Raw genomic sequence first — 20,631 nt, forward strand, 5'->3', positions numbered from 1 at the left:
GAAAACGTTATTAAAAAGAGGTGTGTGATGGAGAAATTTTTTATATTATTGCTATTATCACCCTACTTTTATTTTTTTCATTGGATTGAGAAGGCGGACAAAGATAGTAAATATTTCGCATTTTTCTATTACTTTTACTGGATTTATCTTCCCTTGTGGGCTTTGTTCAGTATCGCTTTTACAATTTTTTCATTTTTTATTTTCAATATTATCTTGAAAAATCCTGCTGATTTAACAATTTGGGGGATATGGTTCCTTTTAGTTTTTTTGTCTCTTGTGAATGACTGGAAAATATATGCCTGTCTAAAGAGAATGTTCAAGCTGAAACAGGAGAAAAAAACGAGGACATCCATCAATAGCTAAAGTTTATAGGAGGTCCCAAATGCTCAAGATAAAGCAGTTCATTCATCAATACTACAAAACCTACATTCTTACGATTTGCTTGCTATGGCTACTGGTCTTTTGTCTTCCATGGGATTGGCAAATAAGAGGAGTTTCAATTTATTATTTCGTTATGAAAAAACTCTTCGTGGTCTTTGGCGTTTTATCCATTCTATATTCCGTACTGATTAAAAAAATCAGTCTCTTTATCTTTGGAGTGCTATTTTGCGTGGCCTTCTGGATCAATCTTTTCCTGATTTTTGGAATTTTGCCAGCTCTGCTTGGCAATTAAATTTTTGTGTGAAATGTAGTCCATAAAAAGCTAAGAGACTGACCTAGAAGTCAGCCTCTTTTCCCTGTTTAAATGCGGATTCTTTCTTGAAAATTAAGAGCAAATGTGCTAGAATTAAAAGAACATTCTAAAATATTCAGAATCTAAAGTAAGGAAAATAATGGCTAATATTTTAAAAACGATTATCGAAAATGATAAAGGAGAACTTCGTCGTCTGGAAAAGATGGCAGACAAGGTTCTCAAATATGAAGATCAGATGGCAGTCTTGACGGATGACCAGCTAAAAGCAAAAACAGATGAATTTAAGGAACGTTACAATAAGGGTGAATCGCTGGATTCATTGCTCTATGAGGCTTTTGCGGTAGTACGTGAAGCTGCCAAGCGTGTTCTTGGACTTTTCCCATATAAAGTTCAGGTCATGGGTGGGATTGTTCTTCACCATGGTGACGTTCCAGAGATGCGTACGGGTGAAGGGAAGACCTTGACAGCGACTATGCCAGTGTACCTCAATGCCCTTGCAGGTAAAGGGGTTCACGTAGTTACAGTCAACGAATACCTAACAGAACGTGACGCGACTGAAATGGGTGAATTGTACTCATGGCTCGGTCTGTCAGTAGGGATTAACTTGGCAGCTAAATCTCCAATGGAGAAAAAAGAGGCTTACCTTTGTGATATTACCTACTCAACCAACTCAGAGATTGGTTTCGACTACCTTCGTGACAACATGGTCGTTCGTGCAGAAAACATGGTGCAACGTCCACTCAACTATGCCTTGGTCGATGAGGTTGACTCAATTTTGATCGACGAAGCTCGTACACCATTGATTGTTTCAGGTGCCAACGCAGTTGAAACAAGCCAACTCTACCATATGGCGGACCACTTCGTGAAATCTTTGGACAAGGACGACTATATCATTGACGTTCAGTCTAAGACGATCGGTTTGTCAGATTCTGGTATTGACAAGGCTGAAGACTACTTCAAACTGGAAAATCTCTACGATATTGAAAATGTGGCTCTTACTCACTTTATTGATAATGCCCTTCGTGCCAACTACATCATGATTCTCGATATTGACTATGTGGTCAGTGAAGAGCAGGAAATCTTGATTGTCGATCAATTTACAGGTCGTACCATGGAAGGTCGCCGTTACTCTGATGGCTTGCACCAGGCGATTGAAGCCAAGGAAGGTGTGCCAATCCAAGACGAGACCAAGACTTCAGCTTCTATTACCTACCAAAACCTCTTCCGTATGTATAAGAAATTGGCAGGTATGACAGGTACTGGTAAAACAGAAGAAGAAGAATTCCGCGAAATCTACAACATTCGTGTCATCCCAATCCCAACCAACCGTCCAATCCAACGTATCGACCATTCAGACCTTCTCTATGCAAGTCTTGATGCGAAATTTAAGGCTGTAGTTGAAGATGTGAAGGCACGTTATCAAAAAGGTCAGCCAGTCTTGGTAGGTACGGTTGCCGTTGAAACCAGTGATTTTCTTTCTAAGAAATTGGTCGAAGCGGGTGTTCCTCACGAAGTCTTGAATGCGAAAAACCACTACAGAGAAGCGCAAATCATCATGAATGCTGGTCAACGTGGCGCAGTTACCATCGCTACCAACATGGCCGGTCGTGGTACTGACATCAAGCTTGGTGAAGGGGTTCGTGAACTTGGTGGACTTTGCGTCATTGGTACAGAACGCCACGAAAGTCGCCGTATTGATAATCAGCTTCGTGGACGTTCAGGACGTCAAGGAGACCCAGGTGAGTCACAATTCTACTTATCTCTTGAAGATGATTTGATGAAACGTTTCGGTTCAGAGCGTTTGAAAGGTATTTTTGAACGACTCAACATGTCTGATGAAGCCATCGAATCTCGCATGTTAACACGTCAGGTTGAAGCAGCTCAAAAACGTGTCGAAGGAAACAACTATGATACCCGTAAACAGGTCCTTCAATACGATGATGTCATGCGTGAACAACGTGAGATCATCTATGCACAACGTTATGATGTCATTACTGCCGACCGTGATTTGGCACCAGAAATCCATGCTATGATTCGTCGTACCATTGGACGTATCGTGGATGCACATGCACGTTCTAAGGAAGATGAAAAATTGGAAGCAATCTTGAACTTCGCTAAGTATAACTTGCTTCCAGAAGATTCAATTAGCCGTTCAGATCTTGCAGGTTTGTCAGACCAAGCTATCAAAGATGAACTTTTCCAACGTGCCTTGAAAGTCTATGACAGCCAAGTTGCTAAGCTTCGTGACGAAGATGCAGTGAAAGAATTCCAAAAAGTCTTGATTCTACGTGTTGTAGACAACAAGTGGACGGACCATATCGATGCTCTTGACCAGTTGCGAAATGCTGTTGGTCTTCGTGGATATGCCCAAAACAACCCTGTTGTAGAATATCAAGCAGAAGGTTTCCGCATGTTTAACGACATGATTGGTTCGATTGAATTCGATGTGACCCGCTTGATGATGAAGGCACAAATCCATGAACAAGAACGTCCACAGACTGAACACAATATCAGTACAACTGCGACTCGTAATATCGCAGCGCAGCAGACTCATCTTCCAGCAGATGTGGACTTGAGCCAAATCGGACGAAATGACCAATGCCCATGTGGATCTGGTAAGAAATTCAAGAACTGTCATGGTAAGAGACAATAATATGAGATAAGATACAGGCGGATACCTGGTGAAAATACATTTTTGCTTGGTGTCCGTTTGCTTTATAAGGAGATGAATCATGGTATTTAAAGCTAAAAGTCCTAAAATTAACATTGAAGAAGTTCGTGCCTTGTCTAAATTAGAGGGAGCAGCTCTTGCGAGAAAAAAACAACGTGATCAGGAATTGGAAGCCATCATCCGTGGGGAAGACCAGCGTATTCTCTTGGTGATTGGACCATGTTCATCTGATAACGAAGAGGCGGTTCTTGAGTATGCCAAGCGTCTATCTGCTTTGCAAGAAGAGGTCAAAGACCGTATTTTTATGGTCATGCGTGTCTATACTGCTAAACCTCGTACCAATGGAGATGGCTATAAGGGCTTGATTCATCAACCAAATGCGACAGAAGCTCCTAGCTTGATCAATGGGATCAAGGCTGTTCGCCAACTGCACTACCGTGTGATTACCGAGACGGGAATGACAACAGCGGATGAGATGCTTTATCCTGAAAATCTTCCGCTGGTGGATGATTTGATTTCTTATATGGCTGTTGGAGCTCGTTCTGTAGAGGATCAACAGCACCGTTTTGTAGCGAGTGGAGCAGATTTCTCAACAGGATTTAAAAATCCAACATCTGGAAATCTCAATGTTATGTTTAACGGGATTTACGCAGCGCAAAATAAACAGAGTTTCCTCTTCCTCGGTAAAGAGGTGGAAACAACAGGGAATCCATTGTCCCACGCCATTCTTCGCGGTGCCTTGAATGAATACGGGAAAAATATTCCTAATTACTACTATGACAATTTGATGGACACCATTGCCCAGTATGAAAAGATGGGCTTGGAAAATCCCTTTATCATCATCGATACCAATCATGACAATTCTGGCAAACAGTACATGGACCAAATCCGTATCGTTCGTCAGACCTTGATTAACCGTGACTGGAATGAGAAAATCAAAAAATATGTTCGTGGTTTTATGATTGAGTCCTATCTAGAAGATGGACGTCAAAATGAGCCAGAAGTTTTTGGTAAGTCCATTACAGATCCGTGTCTCGGATGGGACAACACAGAAGCACTTGTTCGCGAAATTTACCAAACGCTAGGAGAGTAAGATGGCATTTATCGAAAAAGGTCAAGAAATTGATATTGAAGCAATCAAGGCTGCGACCCAGTTGTCACCTGAAGCCTTGCGAAAGAAAGAAGTCCGCGATAGAGAGCTGGCAGCCATCATCTCGGGTGAGGATGACCGAATCCTTTTGGTGATGGGACCTTGCTCTTCAGACAATGAAGAAGCTGTGCTTGAATATGCTCGTCGCTTAGCAGACTTGCAGAAAAAAGTTGCGGATAAAATCTTTATTGTGATGCGTGTCTATACAGCAAAACCTCGTACCAATGGAGATGGCTATAAGGGCTTGATTCATCAGCCAAATGCTAGTGAGGCTCCTAGTCTCATCAACGGTTTGCAGGCTGTTCGTCAGCTCCACTACCGTGTGATTACCGAAACGGGCTTGACGACGGCTGATGAGATGCTCTATCCGTCAAATCTCGTTTTGGTCGATGATCTAGTCAGCTACCACGCTGTAGGAGCTCGTTCAGTGGAAGACCAGGAACACCGCTTTGTAGCCTCTGGGATTGATGCTCCAGTTGGGATGAAAAATCCAACATCTGGGAACCTCGGGGTCATGTTTAATGCCATCTATGCAGCTCAAAACAAGCAAACCTTCCTTTACCATGGCCAAGAAGTGGAAACTTCAGGAAATCCTTTGGCCCACGTTATTCTTCGTGGTGCCATGAACGAATATGGTAAAAATGAACCCAATTTCTATTATGAAACTCTCTTAAATACCATCAATCGCTATGAGACCATGGGGATTGAAAATCCCTTCATTATAATCGATACCAATCATGACAATTCAGGCAAGCAGTATATGGAACAAATCCGCATTGTTCGCCAAGCCTTGCTGAATCGTGATTGGAATGAAAAGATTAAAAAGACGGTTCGAGGCTTTATGATCGAATCATACCTAGCAGATGGTCGCCAAAATCAACCAGAGATCTTTGGTTGCTCCATAACTGACCCTTGTCTAGGTTGGGAAAATACAGTAGCCTTGGTAGAAGAAATTTATACTACCTTAACAAAATAAGTGAAAAGGATGGAGTTGGGGGAATCTCAACTCCTTTTGTGAGTATGATAGTTGGACACGGAATTGACATCGAAGAATTGGCTTCGATAGAAAATGCAGTTACACGACGTGAGGGCTTTGCCAAGCGCGTGCTGACCCCTAAAGAAATGGAGCGTTTTGCCAGTCTCAAAGGGCGCAGACAGATCGAATACTTGGCAGGTCGCTGGTCAGCTAAGGAGGCCTTTTCCAAGGCTTTGGGGACAGGAATTGGCAAACTGACCTTTCAGGATTTGGAAGTCCTGAACAATGAACGAGGAGCTCCCTATTTTAGTCAGGCACCATTTTCAGGAAAAATTTGGCTGTCAATCAGCCATACAGATCAGTTTGTGACAGCCAGTGTTATTTTGGAGGAAAATCATGAAAGCTAGTCTACATAGACCAACCAAGGCTCTGATTCATCTGGGAGCTATTCGACAAAATATTCATCAAATGGGGGCTCATATCCCACAAGGAACGCTCAAGTGGGCAGTAGTCAAGGCCAATGCCTATGGTCATGGGGCAGTAGCTGTTGCCACAGCTATTCAAGATGATGTTGATGGATTTTGCGTTTCCAATATTGATGAAGCTATTGAGTTGCGTCAAGCAGGTATAAACAAGAAAATTCTCATCTTAGGAGTTTCTGAGCTAGAAGCTGTTGCTCTAGCTAAAGAATACGACATCACCTTGACAGTGGCAGGATTGGAGTGGATTCAAGCGCTGTTAAACAAGGAAGCAGATTTAACTGGCTTGACTGTCCACCTCAAGATTGACTCAGGAATGGGACGGATTGGTTTTAGAGATTCCAGTGAGGCAGAGCAGGCTCAAGCCTTGCTTCAACAACACGGTGCTCGCGTTGAGGGGATTTTTACCCACTTTGCTACTGCAGATGAAGAATCAGATAGTTACTTTAATACCCAGTTAGAACGATTTAAAGCTATTTTGGCAAGTATGAAGGAAGTCCCAGAGCTAGTTCATGCCAGCAACTCGGCAACGATCCTCTGGCATGCAGAGACTATTTTTAACGCTGTCCGTATGGGAGATGCCATGTATGGTCTCAATCCAAGTGGAGAGGTTCTAGACTTACCTTATGACTTGGCTCCAGCCTTGAGTTTGGAATCTGCCCTGGTCCATGTCAAGACAGTGCAATCTGGAGCTTGCATGGGCTATGGGGCGACCTATCAGGCGGATAGTGAGCAAGTCATTGCGACGGTGCCAATCGGTTATGCGGATGGTTGGACACGAGACATGCAGAATTTCTCTGTCTTGGTAGATGGTCAAGCTTGCCCAATCGTCGGACGAGTATCTATGGACCAAATCACCATTCGTCTGCCTAAGGTTTACCCGCTAGGAACAAAAGTAACCCTGATCGGCACCAACGGCGACAAGGAAATCACAGCAACTCAGGTAGCGACCTACCGCGGGACCATTAACTATGAGGTGGTTTGTCTCCTCAGCGACCGCATTCCGAGAGAATATTATTAAAAAAGAAAGGAGTGGAGCATGAATCTACATCAACCCTTGCATGTCTTGCCTGGTGTGGGGCCAAAGTCAGCAGAGAAATACACCAAACTAGGGATTGAAAACTTGCAAGACCTCTTGCTCTACTTTCCTTTCCGTTACGAAGACTTCAAAACCAAGCAGGTGCTAGAATTGGAAGATGGGGAAAAGGCGGTTCTTTCTGGTCAAGTCGTGACTCCTGCCAGTGTTCAGTATTATGGTTTCAAGCGCAATCGTCTACGTTTTAGCCTCAAGCAGGGAGAAGTCGTTTTTGCGGTGAATTTCTTTAACCAGCCCTACCTAGCTGATAAGATAGAGCTGGGAGCAACTCTTGCTGTTTTTGGAAAATGGGATCGTGCCAAGGCTAGTCTGACTGGGATGAAGGTTCTAGCTCAGGTGGAAGATGACCTCCAGCCTGTCTATCGATTGGCTCAGGGAATCAGTCAGGCCAGTCTGGTCAAGATCATCAAGACAGCCTTTGATCAGGGATTAGACCTTTTGATAGAGGAAAATCTTCCCCAGTCTTTACTTGATAAATACAAACTTATGTCCCGTTGCCAGGCAGTTCGTGCTATGCATTTTCCTAAGGATTTGGCAGAATATAAGCAGGCTCTTCGTCGCATCAAGTTTGAGGAACTCTTTTACTTTCAGATGCAGTTGCAGACGCTCAAGTCTGAAAATAGAGTTCAGGGAAGCGGTCTGGTTTTGAACTGGTCTCAGGAAAAAGTGACAGCCGTTAAAAAAAATCTTCCTTTCGCCCTGACCCAAGCTCAGGAAAAGAGTTTACGAGAAATATTAACCGACATGAAGTCGGATCACCACATGAATCGTCTCCTACAAGGGGATGTAGGGAGCGGAAAGACGGTCGTTGCTGGCTTGGCCATGTTTGCGGCGGTGACGGCTCGCTACCAGGCTGCTCTCATGGTACCGACAGAAATCTTAGCAGAGCAACACTTTGAGAGTCTACAGAACCTTTTTCCAGACTTAAAACTCGCTCTCTTGACAGGTTCCTTAAAAGCTACAGAAAAAAGAGAAGTCTTGGAGACCATTGCCAAGGGTGAGGCCGACTTTATTATCGGGACTCATGCTCTGATTCAGGATGGGGTGGATTATGCTCGCCTTGGCTTGATTATCATCGATGAGCAGCATCGTTTTGGTGTGGGGCAAAGGCGTATTCTGCGAGAAAAAGGAGATAATCCTGACGTTCTCATGATGACAGCGACACCGATTCCACGAACCTTGGCTATCACAGCCTTTGGCGATATGGATGTTTCCATTATTGACCAGATGCCAGCAGGGCGGAAGCCTATTGTGACTCGCTGGATTAAGCATGAGCAGCTGCCTCAGGTCTTGACTTGGTTAGAGGGAGAAATTCACAAAGGTTCCCAAGCCTATGTCATCTCTCCCTTGATTGAAGAATCAGAAGCTCTGGATCTGAAAAATGCCATTGCCTTATCAGAGGAATTGACGGCTCATTTTGCAGGTAAGGCAGAAGTGGCTCTCCTACATGGTAAGATGAAGAGTGACGAAAAAGACCAGATCATGCAGGATTTCAAAGAGCGAAAAACAGATATTCTAGTTTCGACAACTGTTATCGAGGTTGGGGTCAATGTCCCCAATGCAACGGTAATGATCATCATGGATGCCGACCGTTTTGGTCTCAGCCAGCTCCATCAGCTCAGAGGTCGTGTTGGTCGGGGAGACAAGCAGTCCTATGCTGTTCTGGTCGCCAATCCCAAGACCGAGTCTGGAAAAGACCGCATGCGCATCATGACAGAAACCACCAACGGATTTGTCCTTGCTGAGGAAGATTTGAAAATGCGGGGTTCTGGAGAGATTTTCGGAACCAGACAGTCAGGACTTCCAGAGTTTCAAGTGGCTGATATTATCGAAGACTTTCCGATTTTAGAAGAAGCCAGGAAGGTTGCCAGTTACATTAGTTCGATAGAAGGTTGGAAAGAGGATACAGAATGGCGTCTGATTGCTCTCCATCTAGAAAAGAGAGAACATCTGGATTAAGCCTTTTCTAAGAAATCTATAAGCTAGCTTTTAGGTTTGGGTCTTATACTAGAGTCATCAAAATGAAACGAGGACTCTCATATGACGATTAAAGTGACCTACCAAAAGAAATTCCAAACCGTCAAACTAGAGAAAGGAGCTAGCACCTATTGATAACCAAAGAGCGGAAACGCTCTTTTTGTTTTAAAACTACTTTCAGATGATAGGTTTGAGGGAGGAGAATCTAAAATCACTTTCTGTTTACCATTCTTTCTTGCATTGCTTTTCTAGATATGCTACAGTTATGATAGCGATTACAAATCAAAAGGAGCATGCTATGAAAAATCCAGCCTTGCTAGAAGAAATCAAGACATATAAAGGAAGAGATGAGGTCCCAGAAGACTTTGATGCTTTTTGGGATGAGGAATTGAAAAAAGTTTCAGTCCTTCCTACCTACCAGTTGGAAGAAAAGGATTTCCATATTCCCCAGGTCAAGTGTTATGAGCTGACCTTTGAGGGAACTAATGAAGGAAGAGTCTATGCACGCATCGTCCTTCCAAAGACAGAGGCGAAGGTTCCGCTAATCTTCCATTTCCATGGATACATGGGACGTGGCTGGGATTGGGCTGACATGCTGGCCTATACTGTGGCTGGTTACGGTGTTGTTTCTATGGACGTTCGAGGCCAGTCGGGCTATTCGCAGGATGGCCTGCGTTCTCCACTAGGAAATACGGTGAAGGGGCATATCATCCGTGGTGCTGTGGAAGGTCGGGACCACCTCTTTTATAAGGATGTCTATCTGGATATTTACCAGTTGGTCGAAATTGTTGCTAGTATGCCACAGGTAGATGAGGAAAGACTTTCTAGCTATGGTGCCTCACAAGGAGGGGCTTTAGCCCTGGTTGCAGTAGCGCTCAATCCTCGAATTCAGCGAACAGTTGCCATCTATCCCTTCTTGTCTGACTTTAGACGAGTGCTTGAGATTGGTAATACCAGTGAAGCCTATGACGAACTCTTCCGTTATTTCAAGTTCCACGATCCCTTCCATGAAACAGAGGAGGAAATCATGGCGACTCTTGCCTATATCGATGTGAAGAATCTTGCCCATCGTATCAAAGGAGAGGTCAAGATGATTACGGGCTTGGATGACGATGTTTGCTATCCCATTACCCAGTTTGCGATTTACAACCGTCTGACCTGCGACAAGTCCTATCGCATCATGCCTGAATATGCCCACGAAGCCATGAATGTCTTTGTCAATGACCAAGTCTACAATTGGCTCTGTGGTAGTGAAATTCCTTTTTCCTATGTAAAATAATAACTTTGAGAGGGCACTAGCTCTCTTTTTTATATCAAAATCCCTGAAAGTACTTTTTGTAAATTTAAAATATTAAATTATTCTTGAAAGTAAAATCTATTCTATATCAATTTAGCTATAAAGTTCAAAGTTTATTGTATAATGAGGGAAAGGTATTATGCGAAAGGAGGAAACTTTCCGCTGTTTGGTCAGAGAATAAGAACAGTGGACGTTTGGAGAATGGGAGGTCTCATTCAGTTGATTACTTTCTTTTTACTTGTTTAGTTGGAGGAACTAAAAATTTTAAGAAAAAAAGAAAGCGCTTTATTTTATGAAAAATGAAAGGACAAATATGAATTACAAATCTTTACATCGGAAACAGCGATACGGAATTCGAAAATTTGCAGTTGGGGCGGCATCGGTAGTGATTGGTACAGTAGTATTTGGAGTAAATCCAGTCTTAGCTCAAGAACAAGCCAATGCAGCAGGAGCTAATACAGAAACTGTCGAATCTGGTCAAGGCCAAGGTTTATCAGAGTTACCAAAAGAAGTGTCTTCAGGAAATCTTGCTCATTTGGATAAGGACTTGGCGGATAAATTGGTAGCTGCTCAAGACCATGGCGTTGAGGTGGACCAAGATCACCTGAAAAAAAATGACAATCCTGAGTCAGAAACTCCATCATCTACAGACACCCCTGCAGAAGAAGCAAATAAGGAAGAAGAAGCAGAGGATCAGGGAGCTATTCCTCGTGACTATTACTCAAGAGATTTAAAAAATGCCAATCCTGTCCTTGAAAAAGAAGATGTTGAAACAAATGCAGCAAATGGTCAGAGAGTTGATTTGTCAAGTGAACTAGACAAACTAAAGAAACTTCAAAATGCTACAGTTCATATGGAGTTTAAGCCAGACGCAAACGCACCATCATTTTACAACCTATTTTCAGTATCAAGTGATAAAAAAGAAAATGAGTATTTTACGATGTCTGTTCTTAATAATACTGCCTTGATTGAAGGGCGAGGCGCTAACGGGGAGCAGTTCTATGATAAGTATACAGATGCTCCTTTGAAAGTTCGCCCTGGACAATGGAATTCCGTAACCTTTACTGTCGAACAACCGACAGCGGAGTTACCTCATGGTCGAGTTCGTCTCTATGTGAACGGTGTCTTATCTCGAACAAGTCTAAAATCTGGTAACTTCATCAAAGATATGCCAGATGTTAATCAAGCTCAACTTGGAGCAACCAAACGGGGCAATAAAACAGTTTGGGCCTCAAACCTACAAGTTCGAAACCTAACTGTCTATGATCGTGCTTTAACACCAGATGAAGTTCAAACACGGAGTCAATTATTTGAAAGAGGTGAATTGGAACAGAAACTTCCTGAGGGCGCAAAAGTCACTGAGAAAGAAGACGTCTTTGAAGGTGGTAGGAACAATCAACCAAATAAAGATGGTATCAAGAGTTATCGTATCCCAGCTCTTCTCAAGACAGATAAAGGAACACTGATTGCTGGAACAGATGAAAGACGTTTGCACCATTCTGACTGGGGAGATATTGGGATGGTTGTTCGTCGCAGCTCAGATAATGGAAAAACATGGGGAGACCGAATCGTAATCTCAAATCCTCGTGACAATGAGCACGCTAAACATGCAGATTGGCCATCTCCAGTCAATATTGATATGGCCTTGGTGCAAGACCCTGAAACAAAGAGAATTTTTGCAATTTATGACATGTTCCTTGAAAGTAAGGCAGTATTTTCATTGCCGGGGCAAGCTCCGAAAGCTTATGAACAAGTGGGAGATAAAGTTTATCAAGTTTTATATAAGCAAGGAGAATCAGGTCGCTATACGATTCGAGAAAACGGAGAGGTTTTCGACCCTCAAAATAGAAAGACAGATTACCGTGTTGTCGTTGACCCTAAAAAACCAGCCTATAGCGATAAGGGAGATTTGTATAAAGGGAATGAGCTAATCGGAAATATTTATTTTGAGTATAGTGAGAAGAATATTTTTAGAGTTTCCAATACCAACTACCTATGGATGTCCTATAGTGATGACGATGGGAAGACTTGGTCTGCACCAAAAGATATTACTCATGGGATTCGGAAAGATTGGATGCACTTCCTAGGAACTGGACCTGGTACTGGGATTGCCTTACGTACAGGACCTCATAAGGGAAGACTGGTGATTCCAGTTTATACAACAAACAACGTTTCCTACCTAAGTGGTTCTCAATCATCTCGTGTAATTTATTCAGATGATCATGGTGAAACATGGCAAGCAGGTGAAGCAGTTAATGATAACCGTCCGGTAGGCAACCAAACCATTCACTCTTCAAACATGAATAATCCAGGTGCCCAAAATACGGAGTCAACTGTTGTTCAGTTGAATAATGGGGATCTCAAGCTCTTTATGCGTGGGTTGACTGGCGATCTTCAGGTTGCGACCAGTCATGATGGGGGAGCAACGTGGGATAAGGAAATCAAACGTTATCCTCAAGTAAAAGACGTTTATGTTCAAATGTCCGCTATTCACACCATGCATGAAGGAAAGGAATACATTCTACTCAGCAATGCTGGTGGTCCTGGACGCAACAATGGTTTGGTTCACCTGGCTCGTGTTGAGGAGAATGGTGAGTTGACATGGCTTAAACACAATCCTATACAAAGTGGTAAGTTTGCTTACAACTCACTCCAAGATCTCGGAAATGGCGAATATGGTTTGCTTTATGAGCATGCGGATGGCAATCAAAACGATTATACTTTATCCTATAAGAAATTCAACTGGGATTTCTTGACCAAGGATTGGATTTCTCCTAAAGAAGCAAAAGTGAAATACGCGATTGAAAAATGGCCAGGCATTCTTGCGATGGAGTTTGATTCGGAAGTATTGGTCAACAAGGCTCCAACCCTTCAATTGGCAAATGGTAAAACAGCACGCTTCATGACCCAGTATGACACAAAAACCCTCCTATTTACAGTGGATTCAGAGGATATGGGACAAAAAGTTACAGGTCTGGCAGAAGGTGCAATTGAAAGTATGCATAATTTACCAGTCTCTGTGGCAGGGGCTAAACTTTCAAATGGAATGAACGGAAGTGAAGCTGCTGTTCATGAAGTGCCGGAGTACACAGGCCCATTAGGGACATCCGGCGAAGAGCCAGCACCGACAGTAGAGAAGCCTGAATACACAGGCCCACTAGGGACAGCGGGTGAAGAGCCAGCACCGACAGTAGAGAAGCCGGAGTACACAGGCCCATTAGGGACATCCGGCGAAGAGCCAGCACCGACAGTAGATAAGCCAGAGTACACAGGCCCATTAGGGACAGCGGGTGAAGAGCCAGCACCGACAGTAGAGAAGCCTGAATACACAGGCCCACTAGGGACAGCGGGTGAAGAGCCAGCACCGACAGTAGATAAGCCGGAGTACACAGGCCCATTAGGGACATCCGGCGAAGAGCCAGCACCGACAGTAGATAAGCCAGAGTACACAGGCCCATTAGGGACATCCGGCGAAGAGCCAGTACCGACAGTAGATAAGCCTGAATACACAGGCCCATTCGGGACAGCAGGTGAAGAGCCAGCTCCGACAGTCGAGAAGTCAGAATACACAGGCGGAGTTAATGCTGTTGAGGCCGCAGTCCATAAACTTCCAGAATATATAGGTTCATTAGGCACAGCGGGTGAAGAGGCAGCTCCGACAGTCGAGAAGCCAGAATATACAGGCCCACTAGGGACAGCGGGTGAGGAACCAGCACCAACAGTTGAAAAACCAGAATTTACAGGCGGGGTTAATGCTGTTGAAGCCGCAGCCCATGAAGTACCAGAGTACACAGGCCCACTAGGGACAGCGGGTGAGGAACCAGCACCAACAGTTGAAAAACCAGAATTTACGGGCGGAGTTAATGCTGTTGAGGCCGCAGTTCATGAAGTCCCAGAGTATACAGACCCATTAGGCACAGCGGGTGAAGAGGCAGCTCCGACAGTTGAAAAGCCAGAATTTACAGGCGGGCTTAATGCTGTTGAAGCCGCAGTCCATGAAGTACCAGAGTACAAAGGTGGTGTGAATGGCGCTGAGGCAGCTGTGCATGAAATCGCAGAATACAAGGAAATTGATTCACTTGTAACTCTTACTAAAAAAGAAGATTATACTTACAAAGCTCCTCTTGCTCAGCAGAAACTTCCTGATACAGGGAACAAGGAGAGTGGCTTCCTAGCTTCACTAGGATTAACAGCTTTCTTCCTTGGCTTGTTTGCAATGGGGAAAAAGAGAGAAAAGTAAGAGAATAATTTTAATCATTTGGCTTTGTAAAAATAGAAGGAGATAGCAGGTTTTTCAGTCTGCTATCTTTTTCTTTCGGCTCAAGGTGTGCTAATAAGAAATTCTAAGATGTCTGAAACTACTTTCAGGATAGTCTGTTCTATAAAATAGTTTTGAAACTGAAATCTATTCCACTACAAACTATTGAAAGCGCTTAACAAATGATATATAATAAGCCCATAGGAACAAAGAAAAGGAGGAAATGGGATGCCACAGATTAGCAAAGAAGCCTTGATTGAACAAATCAAAGATGGAATCATTGTTTCTTGTCAGGCACTTCCTCATGAACCGCTTTATACAGAAGCGGGAGGAGTCATTCCCTTGCTAGTCAAAGCGGCTGAGCAAGGTGGAGCAGTCGGTATCCGAGCAAACAGTGTTCGCGATATCAAGGAGATTAAGGAGGTTACGAAACTCCCGATTATCGGGATTATCAAACGTGACTATCCGCCGCAGGAGCCATTCATTACAGCTACTATGAAAGAAGTTGATGAACTGGCTGAACTAGACATTGAGGTCATTGCTCTGGATTGTACCAAACGTGAACGTTATGATGGTTTGGAAATTCAGGACTTTATCCGACAAGTCAAAGAAAAATATCCGCATCAACTCTTGATGGCTGATACCAGTACTTTTGAAGAAGGAATTGCAGCAGTTGAAGCAGGGATTGATTTTGTTGGAACAACCCTATCAGGTTATACCTCTTATAGTCCTAAGGTAGATGGTCCAGACTTTGAACTGATCAAAAAACTCTGCGATGCCGGTGTGGACGTCATCGCTGAAGGAAAAATTCATACACCAGAACAAGCCAAACAAATTCTTGAATATGGGGTACGAGGCATTGTTGTCGGTGGAGCTATTACTAGACCAAAAGAGATCACGGAACGCTTTGTTGCCGGTCTTAAATAACATAATCTCAAAACAGAGGAGAGTGGTCGATGCGTCGGATAAAATGAAAACGTATACAAATAGAAGCTTACTCACTATCCAATATGGACACGCTTAACAATTAGGAGAATACAAATGAAATTTAGAAAACTAGCTTGTACAGTACTTGCGAGTGCTGCGATTCTTGGCCTTGCGGCTTGTGGGAACTCTGGTGGAAGTAAAGATGCTGGAAAATCAGGAAGCGATAGCGGAAAAACAGAAATCACTTGGTGGGCATTCCCAGTCTTCACACAAGAAAAAACGGGTGACGGTGTTGGAACTTATGAAAAATCAATCATCGAAGCTTTCGAAAAAGCAAATCCAGATGTAAAAGTGAAATTGGAAACCATCGACTTCAAGTCAGGTCCAGAAAAGATCACAACAGCCATCGAAGCAGGAACAGCGCCAGACGTACTCTTTGACGCACCAGGGCGTATCATCCAATACGGTAAAAATGGTAAATTGGCTGAGTTGAACGACCTCTTCACAGACGAATTCGTCAAAGATGTCAACAACGAAAACATCGTACAAGCAAGTAAGGCTGGAGACAAAGCTTACATGTATCCAATCAGTTCAGCTCCATTCTACATGGCTATGAACAAGAAAATGTTGGAAGATGCTGGAGTTGCAAACCTTGTAAAAGAAGGTTGGACAACTGATGACTTTGAAAAAGTTTTGAAAGCGCTTAAAGATAAAGGATATACACCAGGTTCATTGTTCAGTTCTGGTCAAGGGGGAGACCAAGGAACACGTGCCTTCATCGCAAACCTTTATGGCGGTTCTGTAACAGATAAAGATGTAACAAAATATACAACAGACGATCCTAAATTCGTCAAAGGTCTTGAAAAAGCTGCTAGCTGGATCAAAGACGGTTTGTTGAACAATGGTTCACAATTTGACGGTGGAGCAGACATCCAAAACTTTGCGAATGGTCAAACTTCATACACAATCCTTTGGGCACCAGCTCAAAACGGTATCCAAGCGAAACTCTTGGAAGCAAGTAAGGTAGACGTGGTAGAAGTACCATTCCCATCAGACTCTGGTAAACCATCTCTTGAATACCTTGTAAATGGATTTGCAGTATTTAACAACAAAGACGACAAGAAAGTCGCAGCAGCTAAGAAATTCGTTCAATTCATCGCAGATGACAAAGAATGGGGTCCTAAAGACGTTGTTCGTACAGGTGCCTTCCCAGTTCGTACATCATTTGGCAAACTTTATGATGACAAACGTATGGAAACCATCAGCAGCTGGACTAAATACTACTCACCATACTACAACACTATCGATGGATTTGCTGAAATGAGAACTCTTTGGTTCCCAATGTTGCAATCTGTATCAAATGGTGACGAAAAACCAGCGGATGCTTTGAAAGTCTTCACTGAAAAAGCTAACGAAACAATCAAAAAAGCTACAAAACAATAAGCACTAAGTCAGATTGATTCCCCCCCTTTTCCCTGTGCACTATGGTGTAAGAAAAGGGGGACTTTTGTTTGAAATGTAAGGAACTGTCACGAAATTAAAATGAAGTTCTTACATAAGCGAATCTTAAAAAATTTCATTTTGGTTTTAAAACAGTTCAAGAAAATCAAAAACTATTCTATTTGAAAGAGAGGTGCCGACTGTGAAAGTCAATAAAATTCGTATGCGGGAAACAGTGATTTCCTACGCTTTCCTAGCACCAGTGTTATTCTTCTTTGTCATCTTTGTCTTGGCTCCTATGGTTATGGGATTCATTACAAGTTTCTTTAACTACTCCATGACGAAATTTGAGTTTGTGGGCTTGGACAACTACATTCGCATGTTTAAAGACCCTGTTTTTGTGAAGTCTTTGATCAATACCGTTATCCTGGTTATTGGATCTGTTCCGATTGTGGTTCTCTTCTCGCTCTTTGTAGCATCTCAAACCTATCATCAAAATGCCATTGCCCGTTCTTTCTATCGTTTCGTCTTCTTCCTTCCTGTAGTTACAGGTAGTGTTGCCGTAACGGTTGTATGGAAATGGATCTATGACCCACTATCAGGGATTCTAAACTTTGTCCTTAAGTCAAGCCACATCATCAGCCAAAACATTTCTTGGCTGGGTGACAAAAACTGGGCCTTGCTAGCGATTATGATCATCCTTTTGACAACGTCTGTTGGTCAACCGATTATCCTTTATATCGCTGCTATGGGGAATATTGACAACTCACTTGTTGAAGCAGCGCGTGTTGACGGTGCGACTGAATTTCAAGTCTTCTGGAAGATCAAATGGCCTAGCCTTCTTCCAACAACTCTTTACATCGCGATTATTACGACTATCAACTCATTCCAATGTTTCGCCTTGATTCAGCTCTTGACATCTGGTGGTCCAAACTACTCAACAAGTACACTCATGTACTACCTTTACGAAAAAGCCTTCCAATTGACAGAATACGGCTATGCAAATACCATCGGTGTCTTCTTGGCAGTGATGATTGCCATTGTCAGCTTTGCTCAATTCAAGATCCTCGGAAACGACGTAGAATACTAAAGAAAGGAGACAGTTATGCAACCTACACAAAAGAAACCCTTAACAGCTTTCACTGTTATTTCAACGATTATCTTGCTCTTGTTGACCGTACTGTTCATCTTTCCATTCTACTGGATCTTGACAGGGGCCTTCAAATCACAGCCTGATACCATTATGATTCCACCACAGTGGTTCCCTAAAATGCCAACCATGGAGAACTTCCAACAACTCATGGTGCAAAACCCTGCTATGCAGTGGATGTGGAACTCTGTATTTATCTCACTAGTAACCATGTTCCTAGTCTGTGCAACCTCTTCTCTAGCAGGTTATGTCTTGGCTAAAAAACGTTTCTATGGTCAACGCATCCTCTTTGCAGTCTTTATCGCTGCCATGGCTCTTCCAAAACAAGTTGTCCTTGTACCATTGGTACGTATCGTTAACTTCATGGGAATTCACGATACTCTTTGGGCAGTTATCCTGCCTTTGATTGGATGGCCATTTGGGGTCTTCCTTATGAAACAATTCAGTGAAAATATCCCTACAGAATTGCTTGAATCAGCTAAAATCGACGGTTGTGGTGAGATTCGTACTTTCTGGAGCGTAGCCTTCCCAATTGTGAAGCCAGGATTTGCAGCCCTTGCGATTTTTACCTTCATCAATACTTGGAACGACTACTTTATGCAGTTGGTTATGTTGACTTCACGTCAAAACTTGACTATCTCACTCGGGGTTGCGACCATGCAGGCCGAAATGGCAACCAACTATGGTTTGATCATGGCGGGTGCAGCTCTTGCAGCCGTGCCAATCGTAACAGTCTTCCTTGTCTTCCAAAAATCCTTCACACAGGGTATTACTATGGGAGCTGTTAAAGGATAAGACCTTGCGAAAATCGAATTCAAACTACGTCAGCATCACCTTGACATACTTAAGTATTGCCTGCAGATAGCTTTCTAGTTTGTTCTTCGGTTTTCATTGAGTATAAGAGAATACAGAGTTATAAGTGTCTACAAAATGGAGAGTATGCAGTTACTTCGTGAAGTTTTGTCAGACACTTATAAACTTAAGAATGAACTCTTTTCATGATACTAGTTAGAGTAGGTTCGTTTTATGGTAACTATTTCCCGCTTTAGTGGTATCTAAGATAAGCATCTTACGCTTATCTTAGACGGAATTTTTGAGACTGACGATGAAAGAGCAAAAGGCTCAAAAATTAGGAATGAAATACCGAAGGAATTTGCTTCCGTCCGCACTTTTATAGGGAAATAGAGAAAGGATAATTCGAAACTGAAAAATAGTAACTATCAGAAACGAAGGAAACAGTATGATTTTTGACGATTTGAAAAACATCGCCTTTTACAAGGGGATCCATCCCAATCTAGACAAGGCTATCGACTATCTCTACCAGCACCGTAAGGATTCTTTCGAACTAGGTAAGTATGAGATTGACGGGGAAAAAGTCTTTCTAGTTGTTCAGGAAAATGTCCTCAATCAAGCTGAAAATGATCAATTTGAGCATCATAAGAACTATGCAGATTTGCATTTGCTGGTAGAAGGACATGAATATTCGAGCTACGGTTCACGTATCAAAGATGAGGCGGTAGCATTCGATGAAGCGAGTGACATTGGTTTTGTCCATTGTCATGAACGCTACCCACTCTTGTTGGGTTATCACAATTTTGCGATTTTCTTTCCAGGAGAACCGCACCAGCCAAATGGCTATGCAGGTATGGAAGAGAAGGTTCGCAAATATCTCTTTAAAATTTTGATTGATTAAAAGAATCAGGAGGAGCAAACATGGCACAAAAAGGAGTGAGCCTTATCAAGGCAGCATTTGATACAGATAATTTTCTCATGCGTTTCAGTGAGAAGGTCTTGGATATCGTGACAGCCAATCTTCTTTTTGTCGTCTCTTGTTTGCCCATCGTGACGATTGGTGTGGCTAAAATCAGCCTCTACCAAACCATGTTTGAGATTAAGAGAAGCAGGCGAGTCCCTGTTTTCAGAACCTATCTGAGAGCTTTCAAGCAAAATCTGAAACTGGGTTTCCAGTTAGGTTTGCTTGAGTTGGGCATTGTTTTGCTGAGTCTTTTAGATCTCTATCTCTTCTGGGGACAGACAGCTTTGCCTTTTCAGATTGTGAAAGCTATTTGTTTAGGGATTCTCATCTTCCTCACTCTGGTGATGCTGGCTAGCTATCCCATTGCTGCGCGCTATGATTTGTCTTGGAAAGAAGTGTTGCAAAAGGGGCTTATCTTAGCAAGTTTTAACTTTCCATGGTTCTTCCTCATGTTAGCCATTCTCTTTCTCATAGTGATGGTTCTTTATCTATCCGCCTTCACTCTCCTTTTGGGTGGGTCAGCCTTTATCCTCTTTGGTTTTGGTTTGCTAGTCTTTCTCCAAGCAGGATTGATGGAGAAAATTTTTGCCAAATACCAGTAGGATGAGGTGTTTCTGAAACTACTTTCAATCGTTACAGTTTCTAAAATACAAGTAGAAACTAAAATCTAAGTGTATACAAGATATTGAAAGCGATTTTCACAAGGTGTATACTAAACTTGTAAAGAATAGAACTGCTCTCAGCAGAAAAAAAGAAATCT

Annotated in this window: 16 protein-coding genes; all 16 read left to right on the forward strand. The window is 42.8% G+C overall.

Features of this window, described 5'->3' with window-relative positions:
* Positions 1 to 27 precede the first annotated feature (27 nt).
* The 16 genes from B7708_RS10095 to B7708_RS07445 all read left to right on the forward strand — a co-directional run bounded on the left by B7708_RS10095 (position 28) and on the right by B7708_RS07445 (position 20,473).
* Entirely contained in the window at positions 28 to 363 is a 336-nt protein-coding gene (locus B7708_RS10095; RefSeq protein ID WP_239822470.1) for a hypothetical protein, read from the forward strand.
* A gap of 19 nt (positions 364 to 382) precedes the next feature.
* On the forward strand, positions 383 to 673 hold the full coding sequence (locus B7708_RS07370; protein ID WP_084974837.1) for a hypothetical protein: 291 nt from the start codon (positions 383 to 385) through the stop codon (positions 671 to 673).
* A gap of 160 nt (positions 674 to 833) precedes the next feature.
* Complete coding sequence (gene secA, locus B7708_RS07375; RefSeq protein WP_084974838.1) at positions 834 to 3,347, forward strand: preprotein translocase subunit SecA; 2,514 nt, start codon at positions 834 to 836, stop codon at positions 3,345 to 3,347.
* A gap of 79 nt (positions 3,348 to 3,426) precedes the next feature.
* Positions 3,427 to 4,458, forward strand: coding sequence for a 3-deoxy-7-phosphoheptulonate synthase (locus B7708_RS07380; RefSeq protein ID WP_084974840.1), 1,032 nt, complete (start codon positions 3,427 to 3,429; stop codon positions 4,456 to 4,458).
* A 1-nt stretch (position 4,459) separates the two neighbouring features.
* Positions 4,460 to 5,491, forward strand: coding sequence for a 3-deoxy-7-phosphoheptulonate synthase (locus B7708_RS07385; RefSeq protein ID WP_084974842.1), 1,032 nt, complete (start codon positions 4,460 to 4,462; stop codon positions 5,489 to 5,491).
* 44 nt (positions 5,492 to 5,535) lie between these two features.
* On the forward strand, positions 5,536 to 5,898 hold the full coding sequence (gene acpS / locus B7708_RS07390) for a holo-ACP synthase (protein ID WP_084974844.1): 363 nt from the start codon (positions 5,536 to 5,538) through the stop codon (positions 5,896 to 5,898).
* Positions 5,888 to 6,991 (forward strand): alanine racemase, encoded by a 1,104-nt coding sequence (gene alr / locus B7708_RS07395; RefSeq protein ID WP_084974847.1) that lies wholly within the window; start codon positions 5,888 to 5,890, stop codon positions 6,989 to 6,991. Before acpS ends, alr begins: the two co-directional genes overlap by 11 nt.
* A gap of 18 nt (positions 6,992 to 7,009) precedes the next feature.
* On the forward strand, positions 7,010 to 9,025 hold the full coding sequence (gene recG, locus B7708_RS07400; RefSeq protein ID WP_084974849.1) for an ATP-dependent DNA helicase RecG: 2,016 nt from the start codon (positions 7,010 to 7,012) through the stop codon (positions 9,023 to 9,025).
* A 316-nt stretch (positions 9,026 to 9,341) separates the two neighbouring features.
* Complete coding sequence (locus B7708_RS07410; protein ID WP_084974851.1) at positions 9,342 to 10,322, forward strand: acetylxylan esterase; 981 nt, start codon at positions 9,342 to 9,344, stop codon at positions 10,320 to 10,322.
* A 331-nt stretch (positions 10,323 to 10,653) separates the two neighbouring features.
* Entirely contained in the window at positions 10,654 to 14,580 is a 3,927-nt protein-coding gene (locus B7708_RS07415) for an SIALI-17 repeat-containing surface protein (protein ID WP_142358284.1), read from the forward strand.
* 246 nt (positions 14,581 to 14,826) lie between these two features.
* Entirely contained in the window at positions 14,827 to 15,525 is a 699-nt protein-coding gene (locus B7708_RS07420; protein ID WP_001135644.1) for an N-acetylmannosamine-6-phosphate 2-epimerase, read from the forward strand.
* A gap of 114 nt (positions 15,526 to 15,639) precedes the next feature.
* Positions 15,640 to 16,968, forward strand: coding sequence for an ABC transporter substrate-binding protein (locus tag B7708_RS07425; protein ID WP_084974853.1), 1,329 nt, complete (start codon positions 15,640 to 15,642; stop codon positions 16,966 to 16,968).
* A 220-nt stretch (positions 16,969 to 17,188) separates the two neighbouring features.
* The gene (locus B7708_RS07430; RefSeq protein ID WP_084975482.1) at positions 17,189 to 18,055 is read left to right on the forward strand and encodes a carbohydrate ABC transporter permease; all 867 of its coding nucleotides are present in this window, start codon (positions 17,189 to 17,191) and stop codon (positions 18,053 to 18,055) included.
* A gap of 15 nt (positions 18,056 to 18,070) precedes the next feature.
* Positions 18,071 to 18,910: a carbohydrate ABC transporter permease gene (locus B7708_RS07435; RefSeq protein ID WP_001183243.1), complete on the forward strand. Its 840-nt coding sequence runs from the start codon at positions 18,071 to 18,073 to the stop codon at positions 18,908 to 18,910.
* Between the two features lie 445 nt (positions 18,911 to 19,355).
* Positions 19,356 to 19,808, forward strand: a complete 453-nt coding sequence (locus B7708_RS07440) for a NanQ anomerase/TabA/YiaL family protein (protein WP_084974855.1) — start codon at positions 19,356 to 19,358, stop codon at positions 19,806 to 19,808.
* 20 nt (positions 19,809 to 19,828) lie between these two features.
* Entirely contained in the window at positions 19,829 to 20,473 is a 645-nt protein-coding gene (locus tag B7708_RS07445; RefSeq protein WP_049490024.1) for a YesL family protein, read from the forward strand.
* The last annotated feature ends 158 nt before the right edge of the window (positions 20,474 to 20,631 follow it).

The sequence above is a fragment of the Streptococcus oralis subsp. dentisani genome (genome assembly GCF_002096615.1).
Classification (GTDB): domain Bacteria; phylum Bacillota; class Bacilli; order Lactobacillales; family Streptococcaceae; genus Streptococcus; species Streptococcus oralis_U.

Bases quoted from the DNA above. Each gene is read 5' to 3' on its own strand.
- B7708_RS10095 (WP_239822470.1), top strand. From the start codon at position 28: ATGGAGAAATTTTTTATATTATTGCTATTATCACCCTACTTTTATTTT.
- B7708_RS07370 (WP_084974837.1), top strand. From the start codon at position 383: ATGCTCAAGATAAAGCAGTTCATTCATCAATACTACAAAACCTACATT.
- secA (WP_084974838.1), top strand. From the start codon at position 834: ATGGCTAATATTTTAAAAACGATTATCGAAAATGATAAAGGAGAACTT.
- B7708_RS07380 (WP_084974840.1), top strand. From the start codon at position 3,427: ATGGTATTTAAAGCTAAAAGTCCTAAAATTAACATTGAAGAAGTTCGT.
- B7708_RS07385 (WP_084974842.1), top strand. From the start codon at position 4,460: ATGGCATTTATCGAAAAAGGTCAAGAAATTGATATTGAAGCAATCAAG.
- acpS (WP_084974844.1), top strand. From the start codon at position 5,536: ATGATAGTTGGACACGGAATTGACATCGAAGAATTGGCTTCGATAGAA.
- alr (WP_084974847.1), top strand. From the start codon at position 5,888: ATGAAAGCTAGTCTACATAGACCAACCAAGGCTCTGATTCATCTGGGA.
- recG (WP_084974849.1), top strand. From the start codon at position 7,010: ATGAATCTACATCAACCCTTGCATGTCTTGCCTGGTGTGGGGCCAAAG.
- B7708_RS07410 (WP_084974851.1), top strand. From the start codon at position 9,342: ATGAAAAATCCAGCCTTGCTAGAAGAAATCAAGACATATAAAGGAAGA.
- B7708_RS07415 (WP_142358284.1), top strand. From the start codon at position 10,654: ATGAATTACAAATCTTTACATCGGAAACAGCGATACGGAATTCGAAAA.
- B7708_RS07420 (WP_001135644.1), top strand. From the start codon at position 14,827: ATGCCACAGATTAGCAAAGAAGCCTTGATTGAACAAATCAAAGATGGA.
- B7708_RS07425 (WP_084974853.1), top strand. From the start codon at position 15,640: ATGAAATTTAGAAAACTAGCTTGTACAGTACTTGCGAGTGCTGCGATT.
- B7708_RS07430 (WP_084975482.1), top strand. From the start codon at position 17,189: ATGCGGGAAACAGTGATTTCCTACGCTTTCCTAGCACCAGTGTTATTC.
- B7708_RS07435 (WP_001183243.1), top strand. From the start codon at position 18,071: ATGCAACCTACACAAAAGAAACCCTTAACAGCTTTCACTGTTATTTCA.
- B7708_RS07440 (WP_084974855.1), top strand. From the start codon at position 19,356: ATGATTTTTGACGATTTGAAAAACATCGCCTTTTACAAGGGGATCCAT.
- B7708_RS07445 (WP_049490024.1), top strand. From the start codon at position 19,829: ATGGCACAAAAAGGAGTGAGCCTTATCAAGGCAGCATTTGATACAGAT.